General features: G+C 62.0%; 18 protein-coding genes. 6 read left to right on the top strand and 12 right to left on the bottom strand.

What is annotated here, in order from left to right:
• Positions 1-195: 195 nt before the first annotated feature.
• Positions 196-780 carry a superoxide dismutase [Fe] gene (sodB, locus tag RA167_RS09765; protein ID WP_076785393.1) on the top strand — a complete coding sequence of 195 codons (585 nt, stop codon included), beginning with the start codon at positions 196-198 and terminating at the stop codon, positions 778-780.
• A gap of 156 nt (positions 781-936) precedes the next feature.
• On the opposite strand, the gene mdtD is transcribed toward sodB, so the two are convergent.
• The 6 genes from mdtD to RA167_RS09735 all read right to left on the bottom strand — a co-directional run bounded on the left by mdtD (position 937) and on the right by RA167_RS09735 (position 6,849).
• A complete protein-coding gene (gene mdtD, locus RA167_RS09760) occupies positions 937-2,385 on the bottom strand; it encodes a multidrug transporter subunit MdtD (RefSeq protein ID WP_076785392.1) in 1,449 nt (482 codons plus the stop codon).
• A 31-nt stretch (positions 2,386-2,416) separates the two neighbouring features.
• Positions 2,417-2,686, bottom strand: coding sequence for a hypothetical protein (locus RA167_RS09755; protein ID WP_076785391.1), 270 nt, complete (start codon positions 2,684-2,686; stop codon positions 2,417-2,419).
• A gap of 12 nt (positions 2,687-2,698) precedes the next feature.
• Positions 2,699-4,810, bottom strand: coding sequence for an elongation factor G (fusA, locus tag RA167_RS09750; protein WP_076787383.1), 2,112 nt, complete (start codon positions 4,808-4,810; stop codon positions 2,699-2,701).
• Between the two features lie 223 nt (positions 4,811-5,033).
• On the bottom strand, positions 5,034-5,528 hold the full coding sequence (locus RA167_RS09745) for a DUF192 domain-containing protein (RefSeq protein WP_076787385.1): 495 nt from the start codon (positions 5,526-5,528) through the stop codon (positions 5,034-5,036).
• Positions 5,529-5,772: 244 nt separating this feature from the next.
• Positions 5,773-5,958, bottom strand: a complete 186-nt coding sequence (locus RA167_RS09740) for a hypothetical protein (RefSeq protein WP_076785390.1) — start codon at positions 5,956-5,958, stop codon at positions 5,773-5,775.
• Between the two features lie 321 nt (positions 5,959-6,279).
• Entirely contained in the window at positions 6,280-6,849 is a 570-nt protein-coding gene (locus tag RA167_RS09735; protein WP_076785388.1) for a pseudouridine synthase, read from the bottom strand.
• 319 nt (positions 6,850-7,168) lie between these two features.
• Here RA167_RS09735 and icd point away from each other — a divergent pair, with 319 nt between their 5' ends.
• The 3 genes from icd (at position 7,169) to RA167_RS09720 (ending at position 11,396) form a co-directional block, all read left to right on the top strand.
• Positions 7,169-8,422 carry an NADP-dependent isocitrate dehydrogenase gene (gene icd, locus RA167_RS09730; protein ID WP_076785387.1) on the top strand — a complete coding sequence of 418 codons (1,254 nt, stop codon included), beginning with the start codon at positions 7,169-7,171 and terminating at the stop codon, positions 8,420-8,422.
• Positions 8,423-8,792: 370 nt separating this feature from the next.
• Entirely contained in the window at positions 8,793-9,161 is a 369-nt protein-coding gene (locus RA167_RS09725) for a DUF2946 domain-containing protein (protein ID WP_076785386.1), read from the top strand.
• Between the two features lie 87 nt (positions 9,162-9,248).
• Positions 9,249-11,396 carry a TonB-dependent copper receptor gene (locus RA167_RS09720; protein ID WP_083705979.1) on the top strand — a complete coding sequence of 716 codons (2,148 nt, stop codon included), beginning with the start codon at positions 9,249-9,251 and terminating at the stop codon, positions 11,394-11,396.
• A gap of 72 nt (positions 11,397-11,468) precedes the next feature.
• Here RA167_RS09720 and cspD read toward each other — a convergent pair whose 3' ends face one another.
• On the bottom strand, positions 11,469-11,675 hold the full coding sequence (gene cspD, locus RA167_RS09715) for a cold shock domain-containing protein CspD (protein WP_041753073.1): 207 nt from the start codon (positions 11,673-11,675) through the stop codon (positions 11,469-11,471).
• 507 nt (positions 11,676-12,182) lie between these two features.
• Between cspD and clpS the strand changes: the two genes are divergently transcribed.
• Positions 12,183-12,497, top strand: a complete 315-nt coding sequence (clpS, locus tag RA167_RS09710; RefSeq protein ID WP_076785385.1) for an ATP-dependent Clp protease adapter ClpS — start codon at positions 12,183-12,185, stop codon at positions 12,495-12,497.
• Positions 12,494-14,794: an ATP-dependent Clp protease ATP-binding subunit ClpA gene (clpA, locus tag RA167_RS09705; protein ID WP_076785384.1), complete on the top strand. Its 2,301-nt coding sequence runs from the start codon at positions 12,494-12,496 to the stop codon at positions 14,792-14,794. The genes clpS and clpA overlap by 4 nt, the downstream gene beginning before the upstream one ends.
• A 57-nt stretch (positions 14,795-14,851) precedes the next feature.
• Here the strand turns inward: clpA and dut are convergent, their stop codons facing one another.
• The 5 genes from dut to ileS form a co-directional block, all read right to left on the bottom strand.
• Positions 14,852-15,298, bottom strand: coding sequence for a dUTP diphosphatase (dut, locus tag RA167_RS09700; RefSeq protein WP_076785383.1), 447 nt, complete (start codon positions 15,296-15,298; stop codon positions 14,852-14,854).
• Between the two features lie 118 nt (positions 15,299-15,416).
• Positions 15,417-16,436 carry an LLM class flavin-dependent oxidoreductase gene (locus RA167_RS09695; RefSeq protein WP_076785382.1) on the bottom strand — a complete coding sequence of 340 codons (1,020 nt, stop codon included), beginning with the start codon at positions 16,434-16,436 and terminating at the stop codon, positions 15,417-15,419.
• Positions 16,437-16,500: 64 nt separating this feature from the next.
• Complete coding sequence (coaBC, locus tag RA167_RS09690) at positions 16,501-17,703, bottom strand: bifunctional phosphopantothenoylcysteine decarboxylase/phosphopantothenate--cysteine ligase CoaBC (RefSeq protein WP_076785381.1); 1,203 nt, start codon at positions 17,701-17,703, stop codon at positions 16,501-16,503.
• A gap of 58 nt (positions 17,704-17,761) precedes the next feature.
• Positions 17,762-18,268 carry a signal peptidase II gene (lspA, locus tag RA167_RS09685; RefSeq protein ID WP_076785380.1) on the bottom strand — a complete coding sequence of 169 codons (507 nt, stop codon included), beginning with the start codon at positions 18,266-18,268 and terminating at the stop codon, positions 17,762-17,764.
• Positions 18,269-21,106 carry an isoleucine--tRNA ligase gene (gene ileS / locus RA167_RS09680; protein WP_076785379.1) on the bottom strand — a complete coding sequence of 946 codons (2,838 nt, stop codon included), beginning with the start codon at positions 21,104-21,106 and terminating at the stop codon, positions 18,269-18,271.
• Between the last annotated feature and the right edge of the window lie 19 nt (positions 21,107-21,125).

Below are 21,125 nucleotides of genomic sequence, written 5' to 3'. Positions count from 1 at the left end.
TTGGCGATATCGGCGCTGGCTGTCGCGCAGGATCGTGCACTGCCGAGCAGTTCTGACTCATTTACAGGAACAAGCAAAGCAATGCTGCGCATAAAGGGCCGACGATTTGCGAGGTTATTCCAACTCACCTAGAATCGAATGCTCGGCAGCATGACTCTCCCTGGTCCCCAATCCGTTATAAAGGAAGTTTGCACGATGGCACAACATACGCTCCCCCCCCTGCCGTTCGCGAAGAATGCGCTGGCTCCGCACATCTCGGAAGAGACGCTGGAATTCCACTACGGCAAACACCACCAGGCCTATGTGACGAACCTGAACAACCTGATCCCGGGTACGGCGTTCGAGAACCTGTCGCTGGAAGAGATCGTCAAGAAATCGTCGGGCGGCATCTTTAACAACGCAGCACAAGTGTGGAACCACACGTTTTTCTGGAACAGTCTGTCGCCGCAGGGCGGCGGCGCGCCGACCGGCAAACTCGGTGACGCGATTAACGCGAAGTGGGGCTCGTACGACGCATTCAAGGAAGCTTTCACAAAGGTGGCGGTCGGCACGTTCGGCTCGGGCTGGGCCTGGCTCGTGAAGAAGGCCGATGGCTCGCTGGACATCGTCTCGACCAGCAACGCCGCTACGCCGTTGACGACCGACGCCACGCCGCTACTGACGTTGGACGTCTGGGAGCATGCGTATTACATCGACTATCGCAACGCACGTCCGAAGTTTGTCGAGGCGTTCTGGAACGTCGTGAACTGGGATTTCGCCGCCAAGAACTTCGGCGTGTGAAGCTCGCGCGCGGCATCGCCGTGCGCGTACCCGCAACGCGTCGCTCCTACGCGAGCGACGTGCCATTCCAGTCGATGTCTGCACACAGCACCATTAGGTGGCCCGCCACCTGTACCGCAATCGATGCGGTCACCCCGCCAATCTGCAGTGTGCTGCTCAGAGGGTCCTGGCATCGCTATCGTGCCTTCCCGTGCTGCGCACGTCCGGCGCCAACTGTCCGAAGATCCACGCGGATAACGCGGTGATCACGCCGATGCAGACGAATGTCGCATGAAATGCCGGCAGCGTCTGCGATGGCGCGATGTGTCCGAACAGCGCCGTGAATGTGGCGAGCAGCGCGCCGGCGATGGTGACCCCCAGGCTCATCGACAGCATTTGCACAAGGGAAAACAGGCTGTTGCCGCTACTTGCCCCTTCACGTCCAAGGTCTTTCAGCGTCAACGTATTCATCGCGGTAAATTGCATCGAATTCACGCCGCCGAAGATCGCCAGTTGTACGAGCCGGACCCACAGCGGTTGATCCGGCGACATCAGTGCAAAGCTGGCCATGGTTGCCCCGAGCAGGACGGTGTTAGTCAGTAGCACGTGGCGGTAGCCGTGGCGCATGATCAACGCCGTGACAATGCGCTTGGACACCATGCCGGCCGCGGCCACTGGCAGCATCATTAGACCCGCATGAAACGGCGTGTAGCCGAGGCTCACCTGCAGCAGCAGCGGCAACAGATAGGGCATCGCGCCGCTGCCGATGCGCGCAAATAGATTACCCAGCAGGCCGACGCTGAACGTGTGAATACGGAACAACTCGAGCGAGAACAGTGGGTGCGGGCTGCGCGTCGCGTGCAGTCCGTATGCCGACAGGCACGCGAAGGCCAGCACCAGCAATATCAGCACGAGCGCGTGCGTCAGCCGCAACTCGGCCAGCCCGTCCAATGCCAGCGTCAATGCTAGCATGGCCACGGCGAGCAACAAGTAGCCCTTCACGTCGAAGCGCCCGACTTTGTCCAGCGGTTCACCGAGCATGAACAGCGCCGTCGCGATGCAGCCCGCCAGGCCGACCGGCACGTTGATCAAGAATATCCAATGCCATGACGCGACGTCGGTCAGCCAGCCGCCTAGCGTTGGCCCGATCAATGGCCCGACCAGTCCGGGAATCGCCACAAAGCTCAGGGCTGGCAGGTAGCGCTCGCGTGGAAAGCTGCGCAGCACGGCAAGCCGTCCGACGGGCAGCAGCATCGCACCGCCTATCCCCTGCACCACACGCGAGGCGACGAGTTGCCACAGGGCCGACGCGTTCGCGCACATTAGTGAGCCGAGGGTAAAAACGAGGATGGCGCTAAAGAACACGCGTCGCGTGCCGAATCGGTCGGCCAAGAAGCCAGAAATCGGAATCATCAACGCCATCGTCAGCGAGTACGCAATCACCACGGACTGCATCCGCAATGCCGATTCGCCGAGGCTGTGCGCCATGGCCGGCAGCGCGGTATTGACGATCGTCGTGTCTAGCGCCTGCATGAAGAATCCCGTCGCGACCAGCCACAGCATGATGGTTAGCTTGCGCTCCGGTGTAACGGTGTGGCGGATGGGCCGAGACGAGGATCCGGACATGGGCAATCTGACGGTTTCGCAACACAAGCCGCTATTCTAGACGGCTTTGGTCCGGCGCTCGCGCCGCCCACCCGATAAAGCGCCGCACCCGCGCATCGTCGGTCAGCTCGAGCGATCGCTGATCGGTGGTGTGGCCGACCTGCGTGATCAGCAGCAGTACGCCGTCGTGAAAACGCACGTTCTCTCGCCGCCCGAACGTTCTACACTGCCATTCGTCGATCGCATGGTGTCGCAGCGGGTCGCACGCCGCGGCGCGCAGCATGCCCGACAGCGCCGCGGCGCGGGAAGGGGCATGCGTCATGGAGGGCGGGGCTCAGCGTGCCGACTTCGCGTTGATGACAGCGTCGGCGACATTCTGCGGACTTTCCGCGTAGTGCTTGAACTCCATCGTATAGGTCGCGCGCCCCTGTGTTAGCGAGCGCAACGTGGTCGAATAGCCGAACATTTCGGCCAGCGGCACTTCGGAGCGCACCACCTTGCCGCCTCCCCCCGCGAGGTCCTCCATGCCCTGGACGATACCGCGGCGGCTGGACAAATCGCCCATTACGTTGCCCATGAAATCCTCTGGCGTTTCGACCTCGACCGCCACCATCGGCTCGAGCAACACGGGCCGCGCGCGCCGCATGCCTTCCTTGAACGCGATCGAGCCGGCCATTCGGAACGCGTTTTCGTTCGAGTCTACGTCGTGGTATGAGCCGAACGTCAGCGTCACTTTGATGTCCACGACTGGATAGCCCGCCAGCACGCCAGCCTGCATGGCTTCACGAATGCCCCGGTCCACTGCCGGGATGAACTCGCGCGGAATCACGCCGCCCTTGATCGCATCGACGAATTCATAGCCCTTGCCGTGCGGCTGCGGCTCCAGTGTGATCACCGCGTGCCCGTATTGGCCGCGGCCGCCGGACTGCTTGACGAACTTACCCTCGACGTCCTGCACCGCGTTGCGTACCGTCTCGCGATAGGCCACCTGGGGCTTGCCAACCGTCGCCTCGACGTTGAATTCGCGCCTCATCCGATCGACCAGGATTTCCAGGTGCAACTCGCCCATGCCAGAGATGATCGTCTGGCCTGACTCCTCGTCGGTCTTGACACGGAACGACGGATCCTCTTGCGCGAGGCGGTTCAATGCGATACCCATCTTTTCCTGGTCAGCCTTTGTCTTCGGCTCGACGGCCTGCGAGATCACCGGCTCCGGGAAGATCATCCGCTCCAAGATGATTACGTTGTTCGGGTCGCACAGCGTATCGCCAGTGGTCGCCTCTTTCAGGCCGACTGCGGCGGCGATGTCGCCGGCGCGCACCTCCTTGATCTCGGTTCGCTCGTTCGCGTGCATTTGTAGGATACGGCCGACCCGCTCTCGCTTGTTTTTGGTCGAATTGAGCACGGTGTCGCCTGAGTTGACGACCCCTGAGTACACGCGGAAGAAGATCAGCTGGCCGACGAACGGGTCCGTCATAATCTTAAACGCCAGCGCGGAGAACGGTTCGTTGTCGGCCGGATGCCGCTCGGCCTGTTCGTCGTCCGGCGTGTGGCCGAGGATCGCCGGCACATCGACCGGTGAGGGTAGGTAATCGATGACAGCGTCGAGCATTGCCTGCACGCCTTTATTCTTAAACGCACTGCCGCATAGCATCGGCACGATCTCATTGGCGATCGTGCGCTTGCGCAGTGCATCCTTAATCTCTTGTTCGGTCAGCGAATGATGGTCGTTGAGGTATTTTTCGAGCAGCGCCTCGCTGGCTTCCGCGGCCGCCTCGACCATCTTGTCGTGCCATTCTTGCGCGAGCTTGGCCAGATCGGCCGGGATGTCCCGGTACTCGAATTTCACGCCAAGACTGTCCTCGTCCCAAATAATCGCCTTCATTTTGACCAGATCGATGACGCCCTGGAAATGGTCTTCCGCGCCGATCGGAATCTGGATCGGCACCGCGACGCCGCGCAGCCGTTCGCTGATCTGCCGCTGCACGCGGAAAAAGTCCGCGCCGACACGGTCCATTTTATTGACGAACGCGATGCGCGGTACTTTGTACTTATTGGCCTGGCGCCACACCGTTTCCGATTGCGGCTGAACACCGCCGACCGAGTCGTACACCATGCATGCGCCATCGAGCACGCGCATCGAGCGTTCGACCTCGATCGTGAAGTCCACGTGCCCGGGGGTGTCGATAATATTGATCCGGTGTTCCGGGTAGTTGCCCGCCATGCCTTTCCAGAACGCCGTGGTCGCCGCTGACGTGATGGTGATGCCGCGTTCCTGCTCTTGCTCCATCCAGTCCATCGTCGCGGCGCCCTCGTGCACTTCACCCATCTTGTGGCTCACGCCGGTGTAGAAGAGAATGCGCTCGGTGGTCGTCGTCTTGCCGGCGTCAATATGAGCGCTGATGCCTATGTTCCGGTAGCGCTCGATGGGAGTTTTGCGGGCCACTTGAATCTCCTTCGCGATGGGATGGCCGGTCCGGCAGGCATCGGACACCGCGTCCGCCCGACAAACCGGGAAAAACAGCCTGAGCGGGCGCTCAATAGCGCGCACGCTAAGAAATATAGGATAGCGCTGCGCGGGCTGTTTTGCTTGATCCGATGAGCAAACGCGTTGCCCGATGGGCGGGTTGAGCGGGCAGCGGGTCGGGCGTCGCGGTCGTGGGACGCGATCAGGGCGCGGGCGGCAAGCCGAGCACGCGCATGCCCGGCTTGATGCCCTTTGAAGCGAACCACCCCTTGCTCATCTCGAGCGCGTAGACACCATTGTGGGTCGGACAGTGGTTATCTTGGGTTTGCGCCTGCATCTCGTCCAGATCCGTGATCGTGCCATCGGCGCGGATGAAGGCGATCGACAGCGGCAACGGCGTATTTTTCATCCAGAAACAATGGACTGCATTCTCATCAAAGACGAACAACATGCCTTCGTTCGGCGCCAGCGACTGGCGGAACATCAGTCCTTGCTCGCGATCGGCCGGGTTCGCGGCAATAGCTGCGTCAACCACGTACATGCCGATCGTCAACGAGGCACGCGGCAATGGCTCGGGGCGCTTCAGTGCGCCCGGCAGCGGCTGCGCCAGCGCGCCGCACGCAGCCAGCGCGAGCGTGACGCCGACCACCAGGGTGGCGACGACACGGGCCAGCGGCGCTGGCCTTGAGGTACCGATGCAAAGCTGCGGTGAGGCGCGGCGCGCTCGCCGGGCGGGCACGCGGAACAGGCGGGACACAGGCAGCGCGGATCGCACCGGAACAACCACGGCAGACTCCTCATAATGTGAATACGCGCATGTTACGCGAATCGCTGGGCAGTACAGGTCAACAAAAAGGCAGATCGCCTTGCGGCAACCTGCCTTTGAATGCCGTCGCAACGGCAGTGCAGCGTCGTTCTTGTCGTTTGGGGAGACGAAAACCTTAGTTCGAAGCTGCTTCCGAAGCAGCAGCCTTCTTCACTGCCTTCTTGTGCGACTTGTGAGCCTTCTTGTGCGCTTCGGTCTTCGAAGCAGCAGCCGGGGCCGAGGCGACTTCCGGAGCCGACGATTGCGCGAAAGCAGCGGTGGCGAACAGGCCAGCGATGAGGGCAGCGATCAGTTTGTTCATGTTGTTTCCTCAAACTTAGTTAATTAACCAATGACCCGCTTTGATGAGTCATGTCAATCAACGCGGGATCCACCTTTCGGTTGACAGGTCCGTTCGACAATTCGCTCGGGCCCGCTGCGTTCGTGTCACCCTGCGTTCGGCGGGGTGGCGACGTCGGCCGATGCCGGCGCATGCGTTGTGCGGCATCCGGAGCAATAACGCGGTGCCGGTTGGTCCGGTTGACGCGCGTTTTGCGAATTGATGAAAACCGATGCCGGCAAGCGGCACAGGGCAGAGTTCGGTGCGAGGGCAGCGCCAGGGGCAGGTGGCACAATGTGCGCGTCAGCGCGTGCCGTGCCACGGCGCCGACGGCGGCAGCGCGCGCCATTGGCCGGGCGCCAGGCCGAGCGCGAACACATCTAGCGCGCCGATACCGACGCGAATCAGGCGCAACGTCGGAAAGCCTACCGCTGCGGTCATTCGTCGCACTTGGCGATTACGGCCCTCGCTAAGGGCCAACTCGATCCACGTGGTCGGAATCGCGGCGCGATAGCGTACCGGCGGATCGCGCTGCCACAGGCCGGCGGGCGGCTCGATGAAACGGGCGCGACAGGGCCGGCTCACGTAGTCTCCAAGGTCTACGCCGCGCTCCAGGGCGGCCAGTGCCGAAGCGGGTGCAGCGCCGTCCAGTTGTGCCCAGTAGCGCTTGATCAGCTTGTGGCGCGGCTCGGCGATGCGCGCCTGCAGCGCGCCGTCGTCGGTCAGCAATAGCAGGCCCTCGCTGTCCGCATCGAGCCGGCCTGCCGGATAGACATCGGGCACATCGACCCATGTGGCCAGCGATGCGCGCGTCTCGTGAGCGGAGAACTGGCAAATCGTGCCATATGGTTTGTTCAATGCAATCAGTCGCATGGGCGATGCGCGGGCGCCAGGACCCGTTTCCTATGGCAAATGGCGGAATATTAGCGCATAATACGAAACACTAGTCTTGTGTCTTATATAAGAGTAAGGCTATTGCTGCGACGCCGTGATGTCTTGCCGGCGCGCTAGAATAGTGCTTCGCTACGAGCGACCCGCGACCCGCGACCCGCGACCCGCGACCCGCGACCCGCGACCCGCGAGTCTCGGGTGAGCCGCCGCGAGCTGCCTTAGCAGTCGACGCAGGAATAGCGCATGTTGGCGCGTCGCCGCGCAGCATACTTTCAGCCTGTCCATACCATTGGAGTCGAACATGCCGTATCAGCACATCAAGGTTCCGGTCGGTGAGAAGATCACCGTTAACTCGGACTTTTCGCTCAACGTCCCGGATCAGCCGATCATTCCGTACATCGAAGGCGATGGCATCGGCTTCGACATTACGCCGGTGATGATCAAGGTGGTCGACGCGGCGGTCGAGAAGGCCTATGGCGGCAAGAAGAAGATCGCATGGATGGAGATCTTCGCTGGCGAAAAGGCGACCAAAGTCTACGGGCCGGATGTGTGGCTTCCGGAAGAAACGCTGCAGATCCTGAAGGAGTACGTCGTCTCGATCAAGGGGCCGCTGACCACGCCGGTTGGCGGCGGCATCCGCTCGCTGAACGTGGCGCTGCGCCAGGAGTTGGATCTGTACGTGTGCCTGCGTCCGGTGCAGTATTTCAAGGGCGTACCTTCGCCGGTGCGCGAGCCCGAGAAGACCAACATGGTGATCTTCCGCGAGAATTCGGAAGATATCTATGCGGGCATCGAATGGGCCGCCCAGTCTGAGCAGGCCAAGAAGGTGATCCAGTTCCTGCGTGAGGAAATGGGTGTCAAGAAGATCCGTTTCCCGGAAACATCAGGGATCGGCATCAAGCCGGTGTCGCGCGAAGGCACGGAGCGGCTGGTGCGCAAGGCCATCCAGTACGCGATCGACAATAACCGCAAGTCGGTCACGCTGGTGCACAAGGGCAACATCATGAAGTTCACCGAAGGCGCGTTCCGCGACTTCGGCTATGCGCTCGCCCAGAAGGAGTTCGGCGCGGAGCTGATCGACGGTGGCCCGTGGATGAAGATCAAGCATCCGAAGAGCGGTGCCGAGATCGTGATCAAGGATGTGATCGCCGACGCGTTCCTGCAGCAAATCCTGCTGCGTCCGGCCGAATACGACGTGATCGCGACGTTGAATTTGAACGGCGACTACATTTCGGACGCGTTAGCGGCGCAGGTCGGCGGCATCGGCATTGCGCCGGGCGCCAACCTGTCGGATTCGGTGGCGATGTTCGAGGCGACCCACGGGACCGCGCCGAAATACGCTGGCAAGGACTACGTGAACCCGGGTTCGGAAATCCTGTCGGCCGAGATGATGCTGCGCCACCTGGGCTGGACCGACGCGGCTGACGTGATCATTTCCGCGATGGAGAAGTCGATCTTGCAAAAGCGCGTTACGTATGACTTCGCGCGCCTGATGGAGGGTGCGACGCAGGTATCGTGCTCCGGCTTCGGTCAGGTATTGATCGAAAATATGTAACGGCACTTCGCACGGGCCGGCGTATCGCGCCGGAAGACAGGACCCCTGTGGCGCAGGTGATGTGCCACAGGGGGGTTTTACGTCGGCGCTGCGCCGACCATTCATCGGCCTTTCACGGCGCAGCGCCAACCATTCGCGTCGGCCCGTCACGGTATAGCGCCAGCCATTCGCGTCGACCTTTCACGGTGTGGCGCTGGTCATTCGCCAGCCTTTCACGGCGTGGCACCGAAGGCATGGCGGGCTGTGGCAATTCGCCACTGATCCATGGCGGTGGCTGAAACTTAATTGAAAGAATGGTGTGGGCGACGGATAATGCCGACCGGTCCGTTCTTCACCGTCGCGTCTGCGACGCTTGTGTCGCTGTTGTCCGATGTCCGATCGTCGCACCCGAAAACTGACCGCCTGGCTCGGCCTGACGGCGATCTGGCTGATCGTCGCGATGCCGCTCGCCTCGCAGTGGCTCAGCCACGCTAGGGGCGGCATCGACACGGTACTATGCAGTGCGGCCACGATGGGCGAACGGGCCCCGGCCCACGGAGCGGCGTACGTGGGTGGGCACCTGGATGCATGCGGCTATTGCAGCTTGCTCGCCCACAGTCCGGCAATCGGCGCACCACAGGTCGCGACGCTCATGCTGCAGTGCCAGCGTGCGGCCGCGCTGCCGGTGATTGATGGCGTACCCCGGCCCGCGTTGCGGCATCTTGTTTCCTACCCGCGGGCTCCTCCGGGCGCGGTTTGACGGCTGTTCATTTGCTCGTTTCGTAACCGACGCCTGCCGGGCCGGCCATCCACAGCCGACCTGGACGGCATGCCATGGGTTGTATGCATGAAATTCACCTTCCTGGATCAGGCGGCGTCGCGTCGCCTGTTCAACGCGTATCTTGTATTGAAAAGCAACCGCTGTCGGCGTTGGGCGCCTTCGGTGTTTGCCGCAGTGGCGGGCCTGTTGGGAACAGTGAGCGCTCACGCGCAAGCTGATGCGTCGCCGCCTGACGCGCCTCCGGCGGGCGCCGCGTCGGTGCTCGTGCCGATCGAGGTCATCGCCAATGCGCCGAAGAATCCGCTGGTCGTGGTGACCGATCCGAAGCAGCCGCGCCAGCCGCTGCCCGCGAGCGATGGCGCCGACTATCTGAAGACGGTGCCGGGCTTTTCGGCGATTCGCAGCGGCGGCACCAATGCAGACACGGTGTTTCGCGGCATGTCCGGATCGCGGCTGAGTCTGTTGAGCAATGGCGCGCCGATGCTGGGTGCCTGTCCGGGCCGCATGGACGCTCCAACCTCGTATATCGCGCCGGAGAGCTACGATAAGGTGACTGTCGTCAAGGGGCCGCAATCGGTACTCTACGGGCCGGGCGCATCGGCCGGCACGGTGCTGTTCGAGCGCACGACCCGCCGCTTCGACGCGCCGGGCATGCGCTTCGATGGGAGCCTGGTTGGCGGTTCATTCGGCCGCAACGACCAGAATGTCGATTTAAGCGCGGGCGTGCGCGAAGGCTATGCGCGCGTGATGGCGAATCACGCGCATCAACAAGACTATCGCGACGGCAACGGCAAGACGGTGCCATCGCAGTGGGACAAATGGAACGTCGATACGTCACTGGGCTGGACACCGAACGAGCATACCCGCATCGAAGCGAGTGCCGGTACCGGCGACGGCTATGCACGCTACGCCGGCCGCGGCATGGATGGTGCACGGTTTCGTCGCGAAAGCTATGGTTTGCGTGCCGAGCGCTCGCATTTGGGCGAGGTTCTGGACCGCGTCGAGGCACAGGTCTACTACAATGATTTCGACCATGTGATGGATAACTTCACGCTGCGCTCGCCGGCAGGTGGCGGCAGGTCCATGCCGATGGCATCCGAGGTGCGGCGGCGCACGTTCGGTGCTCGCAGCGCCGCGACGCTGCGATTTACAGACCGGTTCAAGTTAGTGGCCGGGGTGGATGGGCAGCACCATGCGCTCGACAATCGGTCGCTGCAGCGGGCCGCCGTCAACGGCAACGGTCCATGGAAGCCGTCGGCAACCTTGTGGAGCATGGGCGGATTTGGCGAACTGACCTGGTACGCGACGCAGTCCGAGCGGATGGTGACGGGGCTGCGGGTAGACCACGCTGCGACACGCGACCGGCGCGTCAACGTCGGCTCCGGCGCGATGCAAGCGCCGAATCCGACGGCCAACGTGCAGCGCGAGCGCACTTTGCCCAGCGGCTTCGTGCGTTACGAGCACGATCTCGCCATGTTGCCCGCAATGTGGTACGTCGGAATTGGGCATGCCGAGCGTTTCCCGGATTATTGGGAGCTGTTCTCGCCAAAACTCGGTCCGGAGGGTTCAGTTAACGCGTTTTCGTCGTTGCGTCCCGAAAAGACCACACAACTGGATATTGGCACGCAGTACAGCGACGAGCGCCTTGACGCCTGGTTTTCGGCGTATGTTGGCAGCGTGCGGGATTTCATCCTATTCGACTACGTGTCCGGGCCGATGGGACCGGCCAGTCGCGCGACGCAGGTGGGTGCCCGAATCCTCGGCGGAGAATTGGGGGCCGCATGGCGCGCCACGCCGGCTTGGCGGTTCGAGACTGCGCTTGCGTATGCGTGGGGGCGCAACAACGACACGGGTGGGCCGTTGCCGCAGATTCCACCGCTGGAGGCGCGCGTTGGCGCACACTACCAGCACGGGACGTGGTCGGTCGGGGCGCTGTGGCGCGTGGTGGCGGCGCAGCGCCGGTACGTGCCCAATGAAGGAAACGTGGTGGGCAAGGATTTCGGGCCGAGCGCCGGCTTCGGCGTCGCGTCACTGCATGCGCAGTACGCGTTCGGCAAGGCGGCCACGCTGACGCTGGGCGTGGACAACCTGTTCGACAACGCGTACACCGAACATCTGAACCTGGCGGGCAACGCGGGCTTTGGTTACCCGGCCAATTCACCGGTAATGGAGTCCGGCCGCACGGTGTGGTTGCGCCTCGGCGTTAAACTGTAACAGCGCTAAAAGAGAAAAAAACCCGGCTCGCAACCGGGTTTTTTCTGCTTCACGAGCAAGCGATTCGAACGATCAGGCTGCCGCCTGGATATTCGAAGCTTGTTTGCCTTTCGGTCCCTGCACGACTTCGAAGCTGACTTTCTGACCTTCCTTGAGGGTCTTGAAGCCGTTCATCTGGATAGCCGAAAAATGCGCGAACAGATCCTCACCGCCTTCGTCCGGCGTGATGAATCCGTAACCTTTGGCGTCATTAAACCATTTGACCGTACCAGTCGCCATTCTACTTCCCCTGTCACTCTTGCCCTTGCTACACGAGCCCGTTCGAAAAGCGCCATGCCATGCGGCCGGATCCCTCTCACCAGCTCACCCGGCATTTTTCTTCGTGCACGACCGAAAAAAGTGCCAGCTTGATTGTTGGTGGTCTAAAAATTAGTGTCAAGAAAATTTTGAAACGCTCGAAAACCCATTCTATGAGCCCCCAATGCAGGGCTGCACAACGCGCGATAGTCATCTTGACGTCATATCAACATGCTCTGTCCGATGCCCATGCAGCACGGGGGCTTGAAAAGTCGCATAATGCACCGAGATAACCAAGGAACGATGTTTGCGTAAGCAAGGTCAGCGCAACGTTGTGTGCCTCGCTGCAGGGCGGGCGATTACTGTTGGCAGGGTGCCGGAGAGGCTGTTGCGCTCTGGTGACGAAAGGATGTGTGCCGCGCCGTATCGGGTGCCCGTTGGGGTTTTTGGCGGGATTGCTTGCGTGGCCGAGTTGTTTAGAATGGGTATATGGCCATTATCCCGGACAAGCAGGACAGTACAGTACTGGAGCGGCAGGAGCAAAAGGCGAAGCCGCCGTCGATGTATCGCGTGGTTTTGCTGAACGACGATTTCACGCCAATGGAATTTGTCGTGATGGTAATACAGCAATACTTCAACAAGGATCGCGATACTGCGACGCAGATTATGTTGAAAGTGCATCTCGAGGGGCGCGGAGTTTGCGGGGTCTATACGCGGGACATCGCGTCGACCAAGGTTGAGCTGGTTGTAACGCACGCGCGGCAAGCGGGACACCCGCTGCAGTGTGTGATGGAGGAAACATGATTGCCCAGGAACTGGAAGTCAGCCTTCATATGGCGTTCATGGAAGCGCGCCAGGCGAGGCATGAGTTCATCACCGTCGAACACTTGTTGCTCGCGCTGTTGGACAACCCGACGGCGGCGGAGGTGCTTCGCGCGTGCGCCGCGAACATCGAGGATCTGCGCCAGAACCTGCGCAACTTTATTCACGATAACACGCCGATCGTGCCGGGGGCCGACGACGTCGACACGCAGCCAACGTTGGGCTTCCAACGTGTGATCCAGCGCGCGATCATGCATGTGCAGTCGACCTCCAGCGGCAAGAAGGAGGTGACTGGCGCGAACGTGCTGGTTGCGATCTTTGGCGAGAAGGACTCGCACGCGGTGTACTACCTGCAGCAGCAGGGTGTGACCCGGTTGGACGTGGTCAACTTCATTTCGCACGGCATCGCGAAGACCGCGGGGCCGGATGGGGCGAAGGCTGGTGAGTCGCCGGTCGACGGTGACGAGGCCAGCGCGCAGCGGGAAACGCCACTGGCGCAATTCACGCAAAACCTGAATCAGCAGGCGCGCGACGGCAAGATTGACCCATTGATCGGGCGGGAACCCGAGGTCGAACGGATGGTGCAGGTGCTGTGCCGGCGCCGTAAGAACAATCCTTTGATGGTGGGCGAGGCCGGCGTGGGCAAGACGGCCATCGTTGAAGGGCTGGCATGGCGGATCGTGCGCGGCGAGGTGCCCGATATCTTGGCGGATGGGCAAGTGTATTCCCTCGACATGGGGGCGCTGCTGGCGGGCACGAAGTACCGGGGCGACTTTGAGCAGCGACTCAAGACGGTGCTCAAAGAGTTGAAGGACCGTCCGCACGCGATCCTGTTCATCGATGAGATCCATACGCTGATCGGCGCGGGCGCCGCCTCGGGCGGCACGCTCGATGCGTCGAACCTGCTCAAGCCGGCGCTGTCCTCTGGCCAACTCAAGTGCATCGGGGCCACGACCTTCACCGAATTCCGGGGCATCTTCGAAAAGGATGCGGCGTTGTCGCGGCGTTTCCAGAAAATCGACGTGACCGAGCCGACGGTCGAGCAGACGGTGGCGATCCTGCGGGGCCTGAAGTCCCGCTTCGAGGAGCACCACGGCGTCAAGTACTCGTCCGGCGCGCTGTCGGCGGCGGCCGAGTTGTCCGCACGGTTCATCACCGACCGACATTTGCCGGACAAGGCGATCGACGTGATTGATGAGGCGGGGGCGGCGCAGCGGATCCTGCCCAAGTCCAAGCAAAAGAAGACGATCGGCAAGACGGAGATCGAGGACATTATTTCCAAGATCGCGCGGGTGCCGGCGCAAAGTGTATCGCAGGACGACCGCAGCAAGCTGCAGACGCTAGACCGTGATTTGAAGAGCGTGGTGTTTGGGCAGGATCCGGCCATCGATGCGTTGGCCGCGGCCATCAAGATGGCGCGGGCCGGGCTCGGCAAGACGGACAAACCGATCGGTGCATTCCTGTTCTCCGGGCCGACCGGCGTCGGCAAGACAGAGGTGGCGCGTCAACTGGCCTTTACGCTGGGCATCGAGTTAGTGCGCTTCGATATGTCCGAATATATGGAGCGCCACGCGGTGAGCCGGCTGATCGGTGCGCCGCCCGGCTATGTCGGGTTCGACCAGGGCGGACTGCTGACGGAGGCGGTTACGAAGAAGCCGCATTGTGTGCTGCTGCTCGACGAGATCGAAAAAGCACACCCGGACATCTTTAACGTGCTGCTGCAAGTGATGGACCATGGCACGTTGACGGACAACAACGGCCGCAAGTCGGATTTCCGTAACGTTATCATCATCATGACAACGAACGCGGGCGCCGAGGCGATGAATAAGGCGACGATCGGATTTACGACGCGTCGCGAGACCGGCGACGAGATGGCGGACATCAAGCGGATGTTCACGCCGGAGTTCCGCAACCGGCTCGACGCGATTATCAGCTTCCGCTCGCTCGATGAAGAAATCATTATGCGCGTGGTCGACAAGTTCCTAATGCAATTGGAGGATCAGTTGCACGAGAAGAAGGTCGATGCGTTGTTTACCGATGCGTTGCGCAAGCATTTAGCCAAGCACGGTTTCGACCCGTTGATGGGCGCGCGGCCGATGCAGCGGCTGATCCAGGATACAATCCGCCGCGCGTTGGCGGACGAGCTGTTGTTCGGCAAGCTGATGAACGGTGGGCGCGTGACAGTCAACGTCGACGACAACGGCAACGTGCAACTCACGTTCGATGAGAACGCGGCGCCGCGCAATCCGACAAACCCGGAAACGGCCGAAGTCGAGTGACCGCGGCGATCGCGTCATAATAAGGCGCGGGCGACGCCCCGCGCTTTTTTTTGTCGCTCAGTGCCGGCCGGTGCTGCCGAAGCCGCCGGCACCGCGTTCGCTGTGCGAGAAATCGTTAACCACGTTGAATTGCACCTGCGCCACCGGTACGACCACGAGTTGCGCGAGCCGCTCCATCGGGTTCAGCGTGAACGCGCTCCCGCCGCGGTTCCATGTGGAGATCATCAACTGGCCCTGGTAATCGGAATCGATCAATCCTACCAGGTTGCCGAGCACGATGCCGTGCTTGTGGCCCAATCCGGAGCGCGGCAAGATCAATGCCGCATAACCTGGCGTACCGATATGGATGGCCAGGCCGGTCGGCACCAGCGCGGTCGCGCCAGGTTGCAGAACCAGCGGTTCGTCCAGGCAGGCGCGCAGGTCCAGACCGGCGCTGCCGGCAGTGGCATAGGCGGGCAGGGCGTCCTGCATGCGCGGGTCGAGAATCTTCAGGTCGATGTTCATCAATCAGTCGGTAGTGGGAATAGCGGGGCGTGCTGGCATCGCGGCATGCTCTATGACATGCCGTCGCGGTGCCGGGGCGGTACGACGCGATGGCACGACAAGCCCGTAAAAGGCTCGATTATGCCGTCTTGGGCGTTTGCGCGGCTAGATCGAATGCCTGCGCAAGCAATTCATATGAACGCAGGCGCGCCTTGTAGCTAGCCGCAACGGTCAGGACAATCAACTCGTCGGCGTTGAACTGTTGCTGAATCTCCAGCATACGCGGTACCACCGACTCTGGTGTGCCGATGATGCTGCGCGGCCGTTCGCGCTCAATGATAAGCTGTTCGCGCTCGCCATATGTCTGCTCGGACGCTTGCTCAACGGTCGGGATCGGTTCGTTCAAGCCATACGCCATTTGTAAGCGGCGCAGATCAACGGCCTTTTCCAGCGCGCTGGCCTGTTGCTCGGTATCCGCGCAAATCACAAAAACCGCGGCGGCCAAATAGGGGTGAGTTTCAAACCCGGGTTTGAATTGCGTCCGGTACGCTTGCGCAACCGTATGGCCGAAGAACGCGTTGATGAAGTGCGCGAACGCGAACCGGATGCCGAGTTGCGCGGCCAGCGCACCGCCGAAGTCGCTCGATCCGAGTACCCACAACTGCGGCCGCGTTGCGACATGGGGTTGTAGCAGCACGTCTTGTGCGAGCGAATCCTCGGCGAGTTGCCCGCGAAACAGTCCCGACAGTTCGGTCACTTGCTGCGGGAAAAGCTCGCCACGATTATACGAGCCGGACGCGACGGCCTGCGCGGTGCGCATATCGCCGCCGGGCGCGCGGCCCACAGCCAGATCGACACGCCCCGGGAACAACGCCTCGAGCATCATAAACTGTTCAGCCACCTTGAACGCACTATAGTAGGGCAGCATGATGCCGCCCGAGCCGATTCGGATGCGTTGCGTAACGCTGCCCAGGCGCGCGAGCATCACTTCCGGTGCGGGATTTGCCACCGAGCGCAAGCCGTGATGCTCCGCGCACCAGAAGCGGGTATAGCCCAGTTGGTCGGCAAGCTGCGCGAGTTCGACAGTGGCGGCAATGGCGTCGGCGGCCGAATGGCCGTCGATCACCGGCGTTTGATCGAGTACTGACAGTCGAGTCATAGGAGGACCGGATAGCGTGCCGTACGTGTGGCGAGCCGAGGGGCGCCGTGTGCGCGGACGTGATTTACGCGAAAAGACTGCCCGGCACGCGCTGCGCAATCTCGTCGACCAACGTGCGCGCGAGTGATTGTTTGTCCGCGCGCGGCAACGGTGTCGAGCCAGTTGTGTCGAATAGTACGACTTCGTTGTCATCCTTGCCGAATGTCTTCGGCCCCAGGTTGCCAATCAGCAGCGGGACGTTCTTGCGCCGCCGCTTCGCTTCACCGTTCACGCCCAGCTCGCCGCTTTCCGCCGCGAAGCCGACGCAGTAAGGTGGCGAGGGCAAAGCGGCGACACTGGCAAGGATATCCGGGTTCTCGACGAAGTCCAGCGGTGGCGCCGGCTGACCGGCGGCCTTCTTCAGCTTGTGATCGGACACTTGAGTGGTACGCCAGTCGGCGACCGCGGCAACGGCGATGAAAATGTCGGTGTCGGCGATGGTCGCCATGACCGCATCGTACATTTGCTGCGCGGTTTGTACGTCCTCTCGGCTCACGCCCCATGGCGTGGCGAGCGCGACCGGGCCGGCGATCAGGTGCACGCGCGCACCGGCCTGCGCCGCGGCGCGCGCGAGCGCGAATCCCATCTTGCCGCTCGAACGATTGGTGATGCCGCGGACCGGATCGATCGGCTCAAAAGTGGGACCCGCCGTGATCAGTACGCGCTGTCCCGCCAGCTTCTTCGGCTGAAAGAACGCGACGATGGCCTCGTACACCGCTGCGGGTTCGAGCATGCGGCCGTCGCCGATCTCGCCGCACGCCTGCGGGCCGGCGTCCGGACCGAGCACCGTGATGCCATCTGCGCGCAACTGGGCGACGTTGCGTTGTGTCGCCGGGTTTTGCCACATCTGGCGGTTCATCGCCGGCACGACCAGCAACGGGCAATCACGCGCCACGACCAGCGTGGACAACAAATCGTCGCACAGCCCATTGGCTAGCTTGGCGATGAAGTCAGTCGACGCGGGAGCAATCACGATCGCGTCCGCGCGGCGCGACAGGTCGATGTGTGGCATGTTGTTATCGATCCGTGTGTCCCACTGGCTGGTGTAGACCGGATGGCCGGACAGTGCCTGCATCGTAACCGGCGTGATAAATTGCGTGGCCGCTTCCGTCATCGCCACTTGGACGGTGGCACCGGCTTGGGTCAGCATGCGCGTAAGCTCGGCCGACTTGTAGCATGCGATGCCGCCTGTCAGTCCAAGCACCAGATGTTTGCCCGCAAGATCCATATCGTTCCTTCCGCTATTGCGTGTGTCCAGTGCCGGGATTGTCCCCCGACCTAGGTTTTCAGCGCACCGCGCGCACGCGCCTAAGCTCGTCGAGCACTAGCAGCATCGCACCGATCGTGATGCCGCTGTCGGCAATGTTGAACGCCGGCCAATGCCAGCCGCCGATGTGAAAATCAAGGAAGTCGATCACATGGCCGTGCACCAGCCGGTCAATGACGTTGCCCAGCGCGCCGCCGAGAATGAATGCCAGAGCGGTGCAAAACAGTTTCTGCCCGCTGTGGCGCTTGAGTAACCAGGTGATCACTAGCGCGGCGACGATGCCCAATGCGGTGAACGCCCAGCGCTGCCAGCCACCGGCAGTCGCCAGAAAACTGAACGCGGCACCACGGTTGTAGATCAGCAACAGATTGAAGAATGACGCAACCGGATGCGGGTCGCCGTACACGAACAGGCGCGACACCGCGATTTTGGACAATTGGTCGAGCAGGATCACGATCAACGACATGCCTAGCCACGGCATCAGCGTTGCCGAACGGGCGGCGTTGTGAGATGAGGTCTTCGCCATTTATGCCATGCTCCGGTGTTCGCCATCCCCGAATAGGTTCGCCGTGCAACGCCCGCACAGCGTCGGATGCTCGGTGTTCGTGCCCACTTCCTCGCGATAATGCCAGCAGCGCTCGCACTTCGGGTACCGGGACGCGATCACGTCGATTGCCTCGTCGGCATCATTGTCAACCTTGATCAGCCGAGCCGCAGAGGTGATCAGCACGAATTTCAAGTCGTCACCCAGGCTCGCAAGGGTATCGTAGCGTGCGCCATGCGCGCGGATCTCGACTTCGGCCTGCAGCGACGAGCCGATCCGGCCGGCTTCGCGCGCCGCTTCGAGCGCCTTGGTGACATCGCCGCGCAATTGGCGCACGAGCGCCCATTTATCTAACAACGCCGCGCCGTCGGGCAGCAGCGGATAGACGTAGTACGTTTCAGTGAAGATCGTCGTGCGCCCCGGCTGGAAGATCTTCCACGCTTCCTCCGCGGTAAACGACAGGAAGGGCGCGATCAGCCGCAGCAACCCTTGCGTGATGTGGTACAGCGTCGACTGTGCGCTGCGCCGCGCGTGCGAGTCGACTGCCGACGTGTACAACCGGTCCTTGAGCACATCGAGATAGAAGCCACCGAGATCTTCTGAGCAGAAGGTCTGCAGCTTGGCCACGACCGGGTGGAATTCGTACGCGTCGTAGTGATCGAGCGCCTCCTTTTGCAGCGCTGCGGCGCGTGCGAGTGCGTAGCGGTCGATCTCGAGCCACTGTTCGGGCAGCACCGCGTTCCGGCTCGGGTCGAAGTCCGACAGATTCGCCAGCAGAAAGCGCAGCGTGTTGCGGATCCGGCGGTAGCTTTCGACCACGCGCTTCAGGATCTCATCGGAGATCGACAGTTCGCCAGAGTAGTCGGTCGAGGCCACCCACAGGCGAATGATCTCGGCGCCGAGCTTGTTCGAGACTTCCTGCGGCGCGATCACGTTGCCGACCGATTTCGACATCTTCCGGCCTTGTCCGTCGACCGTGAAGCCGTGCGTCAACAGCGCCTTGTAGGGTGGCCGGCCATCGAGCATCGAGCCGGTGAGCAGCGACGAATGGAACCATCCGCGGTGCTGATCCGAGCCTTCGAGGTACAGGTCGGCGGGCCACTGCAGCTGCTGGGCGTGCGAGCCGCGCAGCACATGCCAGTGCGTCGTACCGGAGTCAAACCAGACGTCCAGCGTGTCGCGGTTCTTTTCATACAGGTCGGCGTCGTCGCCGAGCAACTCGCGCGCATCGAGCGATTGCCATGCTTCGATGCCATGTTGTTCGACGCGTTGCGCAACGTGTTCGAGCAATTCCAGCGTGCGAGGATGCAACTGGCCCGTCTCCTTGTGCACGAAGAAGGCCATCGGCACGCCCCACTGGCGCTGGCGCGACAATGTCCAGTCGGGTCGATGCGCGATCATGTTGTGCAGTCGCTGCTTGCCCCACGCTGGATAGAACGCAGTGGCTTCGATGCCGTCGAGCGCGGTTTCGCGCAGCGTCTTGCCGCCACCGACGGGCGTCAGGTCCATGCCGGCAAACCATTGCGACGTCGCGCGGTAGATGATTGGCGTTTTGTGCCGCCAGCAATGCATATAGCTGTGCGCGTAATGGTTCGTGTGTAGCAACGAGCCAGCATCGCGCAACGCGTCGACGATCTTCGGGTTCGCCTCCCAGATCGACAGGCCGCCGAACAGCGGCAACGATTCGATATAACGGCCGTCGCCCATGACTGGGCTCAGGATGTCGTCATCGCCGATGCCATGCGCCTTGCACGACTGGAAGTCCTCAATGCCGTAGGCCGGCGACGAATGTACGACGCCGGTGCCCGAGTCGAGGGTCACGTAGTCGCCGAAATAGACCGGCGCAGTACGCTTGTAGCCCGGGTGCAGGTTGACGAGCGGATGGTGGAAGCGGATCCCGCCCAGCGCGGCACCCGGCGCCGACGCGATCACCGTGCCGTCTAGACCGTATGTGGTTAGGCACGGCTCGACGCGCTCGGAAGCCAGGATCAGCAATCCGCGCCGCGTGTCCACGAGGCTGTACGACAGCTCTGGATTGACGTTCAGCGCCTGGTTCGCGGGAATGGTCCACGGCGTGGTGGTCCAGATCACGATCGCGCCGTCGGCACCGGGCAACGATGGCATCCCGAACGCCTCGGCAATCCGGTCAGGCTCGGCAAAGGGAAACGCGACGTCCACGGCGGGATCGACACGGTCCTTATATTCGACTTCTGCCTCGGCCAGTGCCGAACCGCAGTCAAAGCACCAGTTCACCGGCTTCAGGCCGCGGAACACATAGCCCTTCTCGAGGATGCGCGCAAGCGCACGGATTTCATTCGCCTCGTTCGCGAAGTCCATCGTGCGATACGGGTTGTCCCAATTGCCGATCAACCCAAGCCGGCGGAAATCGGCCTTCTGGCGCTCAATCTGCTCGGCCGCATACTCGCGTGCGTTACGTTGCACCTGCTCGACCGGCAGCGACTTGCCGAAGCGCTTTTCGATCTGGATTTCGATCGGCATGCCGTGACAATCCCATCCGGGTACATAGTCCGCGTCAAAGCCGGCCATATTGCGTGCCTTGACGATGATGTCTTTCAGGACCTTGTTGACGGCGTGTCCGATATGAATATCCCCGTTCGCATAGGGCGGGCCGTCGTGCAGTACGAACTTCGGCCGCCCCCGGCTGGCTTCTCGAATCGCTTCGTACACCTTGTTCTGTTGCCATTGCTGGACCCATTGCGGTTCGCGCTTGGGCAGGTCGCCGCGCATTGGAAACGGTGTGTCAAGCAAGTTGACGGGGTACTTGGAAGGCTGCTTGGAATCGGCTTTCTTGTCACTCATGATTGGGATGGTAGAGAAG

Source organism: Mycetohabitans endofungorum, assembly GCF_037477895.1.
Lineage (GTDB): Bacteria > Pseudomonadota > Gammaproteobacteria > Burkholderiales > Burkholderiaceae > Mycetohabitans.
The sequence above is the reverse complement of the archived record's forward strand: the minus strand, read 5'-3'. Positions and strand labels throughout refer to the sequence as shown.

Bases quoted from the DNA above. Each gene is read 5' to 3' on its own strand.
- sodB (WP_076785393.1), top strand. From the start codon at position 196: ATGGCACAACATACGCTCCCCCCCCTGCCGTTCGCGAAGAATGCGCTG.
- mdtD (WP_076785392.1), bottom strand. From the start codon at position 2,385: ATGTCCGGATCCTCGTCTCGGCCCATCCGCCACACCGTTACACCGGAG.
- RA167_RS09755 (WP_076785391.1), bottom strand. From the start codon at position 2,686: ATGACGCATGCCCCTTCCCGCGCCGCGGCGCTGTCGGGCATGCTGCGC.
- RA167_RS09740 (WP_076785390.1), bottom strand. From the start codon at position 5,958: ATGAACAAACTGATCGCTGCCCTCATCGCTGGCCTGTTCGCCACCGCT.
- RA167_RS09735 (WP_076785388.1), bottom strand. From the start codon at position 6,849: ATGCGACTGATTGCATTGAACAAACCATATGGCACGATTTGCCAGTTC.
- icd (WP_076785387.1), top strand. From the start codon at position 7,169: ATGCCGTATCAGCACATCAAGGTTCCGGTCGGTGAGAAGATCACCGTT.
- RA167_RS09725 (WP_076785386.1), top strand. From the start codon at position 8,793: ATGTCCGATCGTCGCACCCGAAAACTGACCGCCTGGCTCGGCCTGACG.
- RA167_RS09720 (WP_083705979.1), top strand. From the start codon at position 9,249: ATGAAATTCACCTTCCTGGATCAGGCGGCGTCGCGTCGCCTGTTCAAC.
- cspD (WP_041753073.1), bottom strand. From the start codon at position 11,675: ATGGCGACTGGTACGGTCAAATGGTTTAATGACGCCAAAGGTTACGGA.
- clpS (WP_076785385.1), top strand. From the start codon at position 12,183: ATGGCCATTATCCCGGACAAGCAGGACAGTACAGTACTGGAGCGGCAG.
- clpA (WP_076785384.1), top strand. From the start codon at position 12,494: ATGATTGCCCAGGAACTGGAAGTCAGCCTTCATATGGCGTTCATGGAA.
- dut (WP_076785383.1), bottom strand. From the start codon at position 15,298: ATGAACATCGACCTGAAGATTCTCGACCCGCGCATGCAGGACGCCCTG.
- RA167_RS09695 (WP_076785382.1), bottom strand. From the start codon at position 16,436: ATGACTCGACTGTCAGTACTCGATCAAACGCCGGTGATCGACGGCCAT.
- coaBC (WP_076785381.1), bottom strand. From the start codon at position 17,703: ATGGATCTTGCGGGCAAACATCTGGTGCTTGGACTGACAGGCGGCATC.
- lspA (WP_076785380.1), bottom strand. From the start codon at position 18,268: ATGGCGAAGACCTCATCTCACAACGCCGCCCGTTCGGCAACGCTGATG.
- ileS (WP_076785379.1), bottom strand. From the start codon at position 21,106: ATGAGTGACAAGAAAGCCGATTCCAAGCAGCCTTCCAAGTACCCCGTC.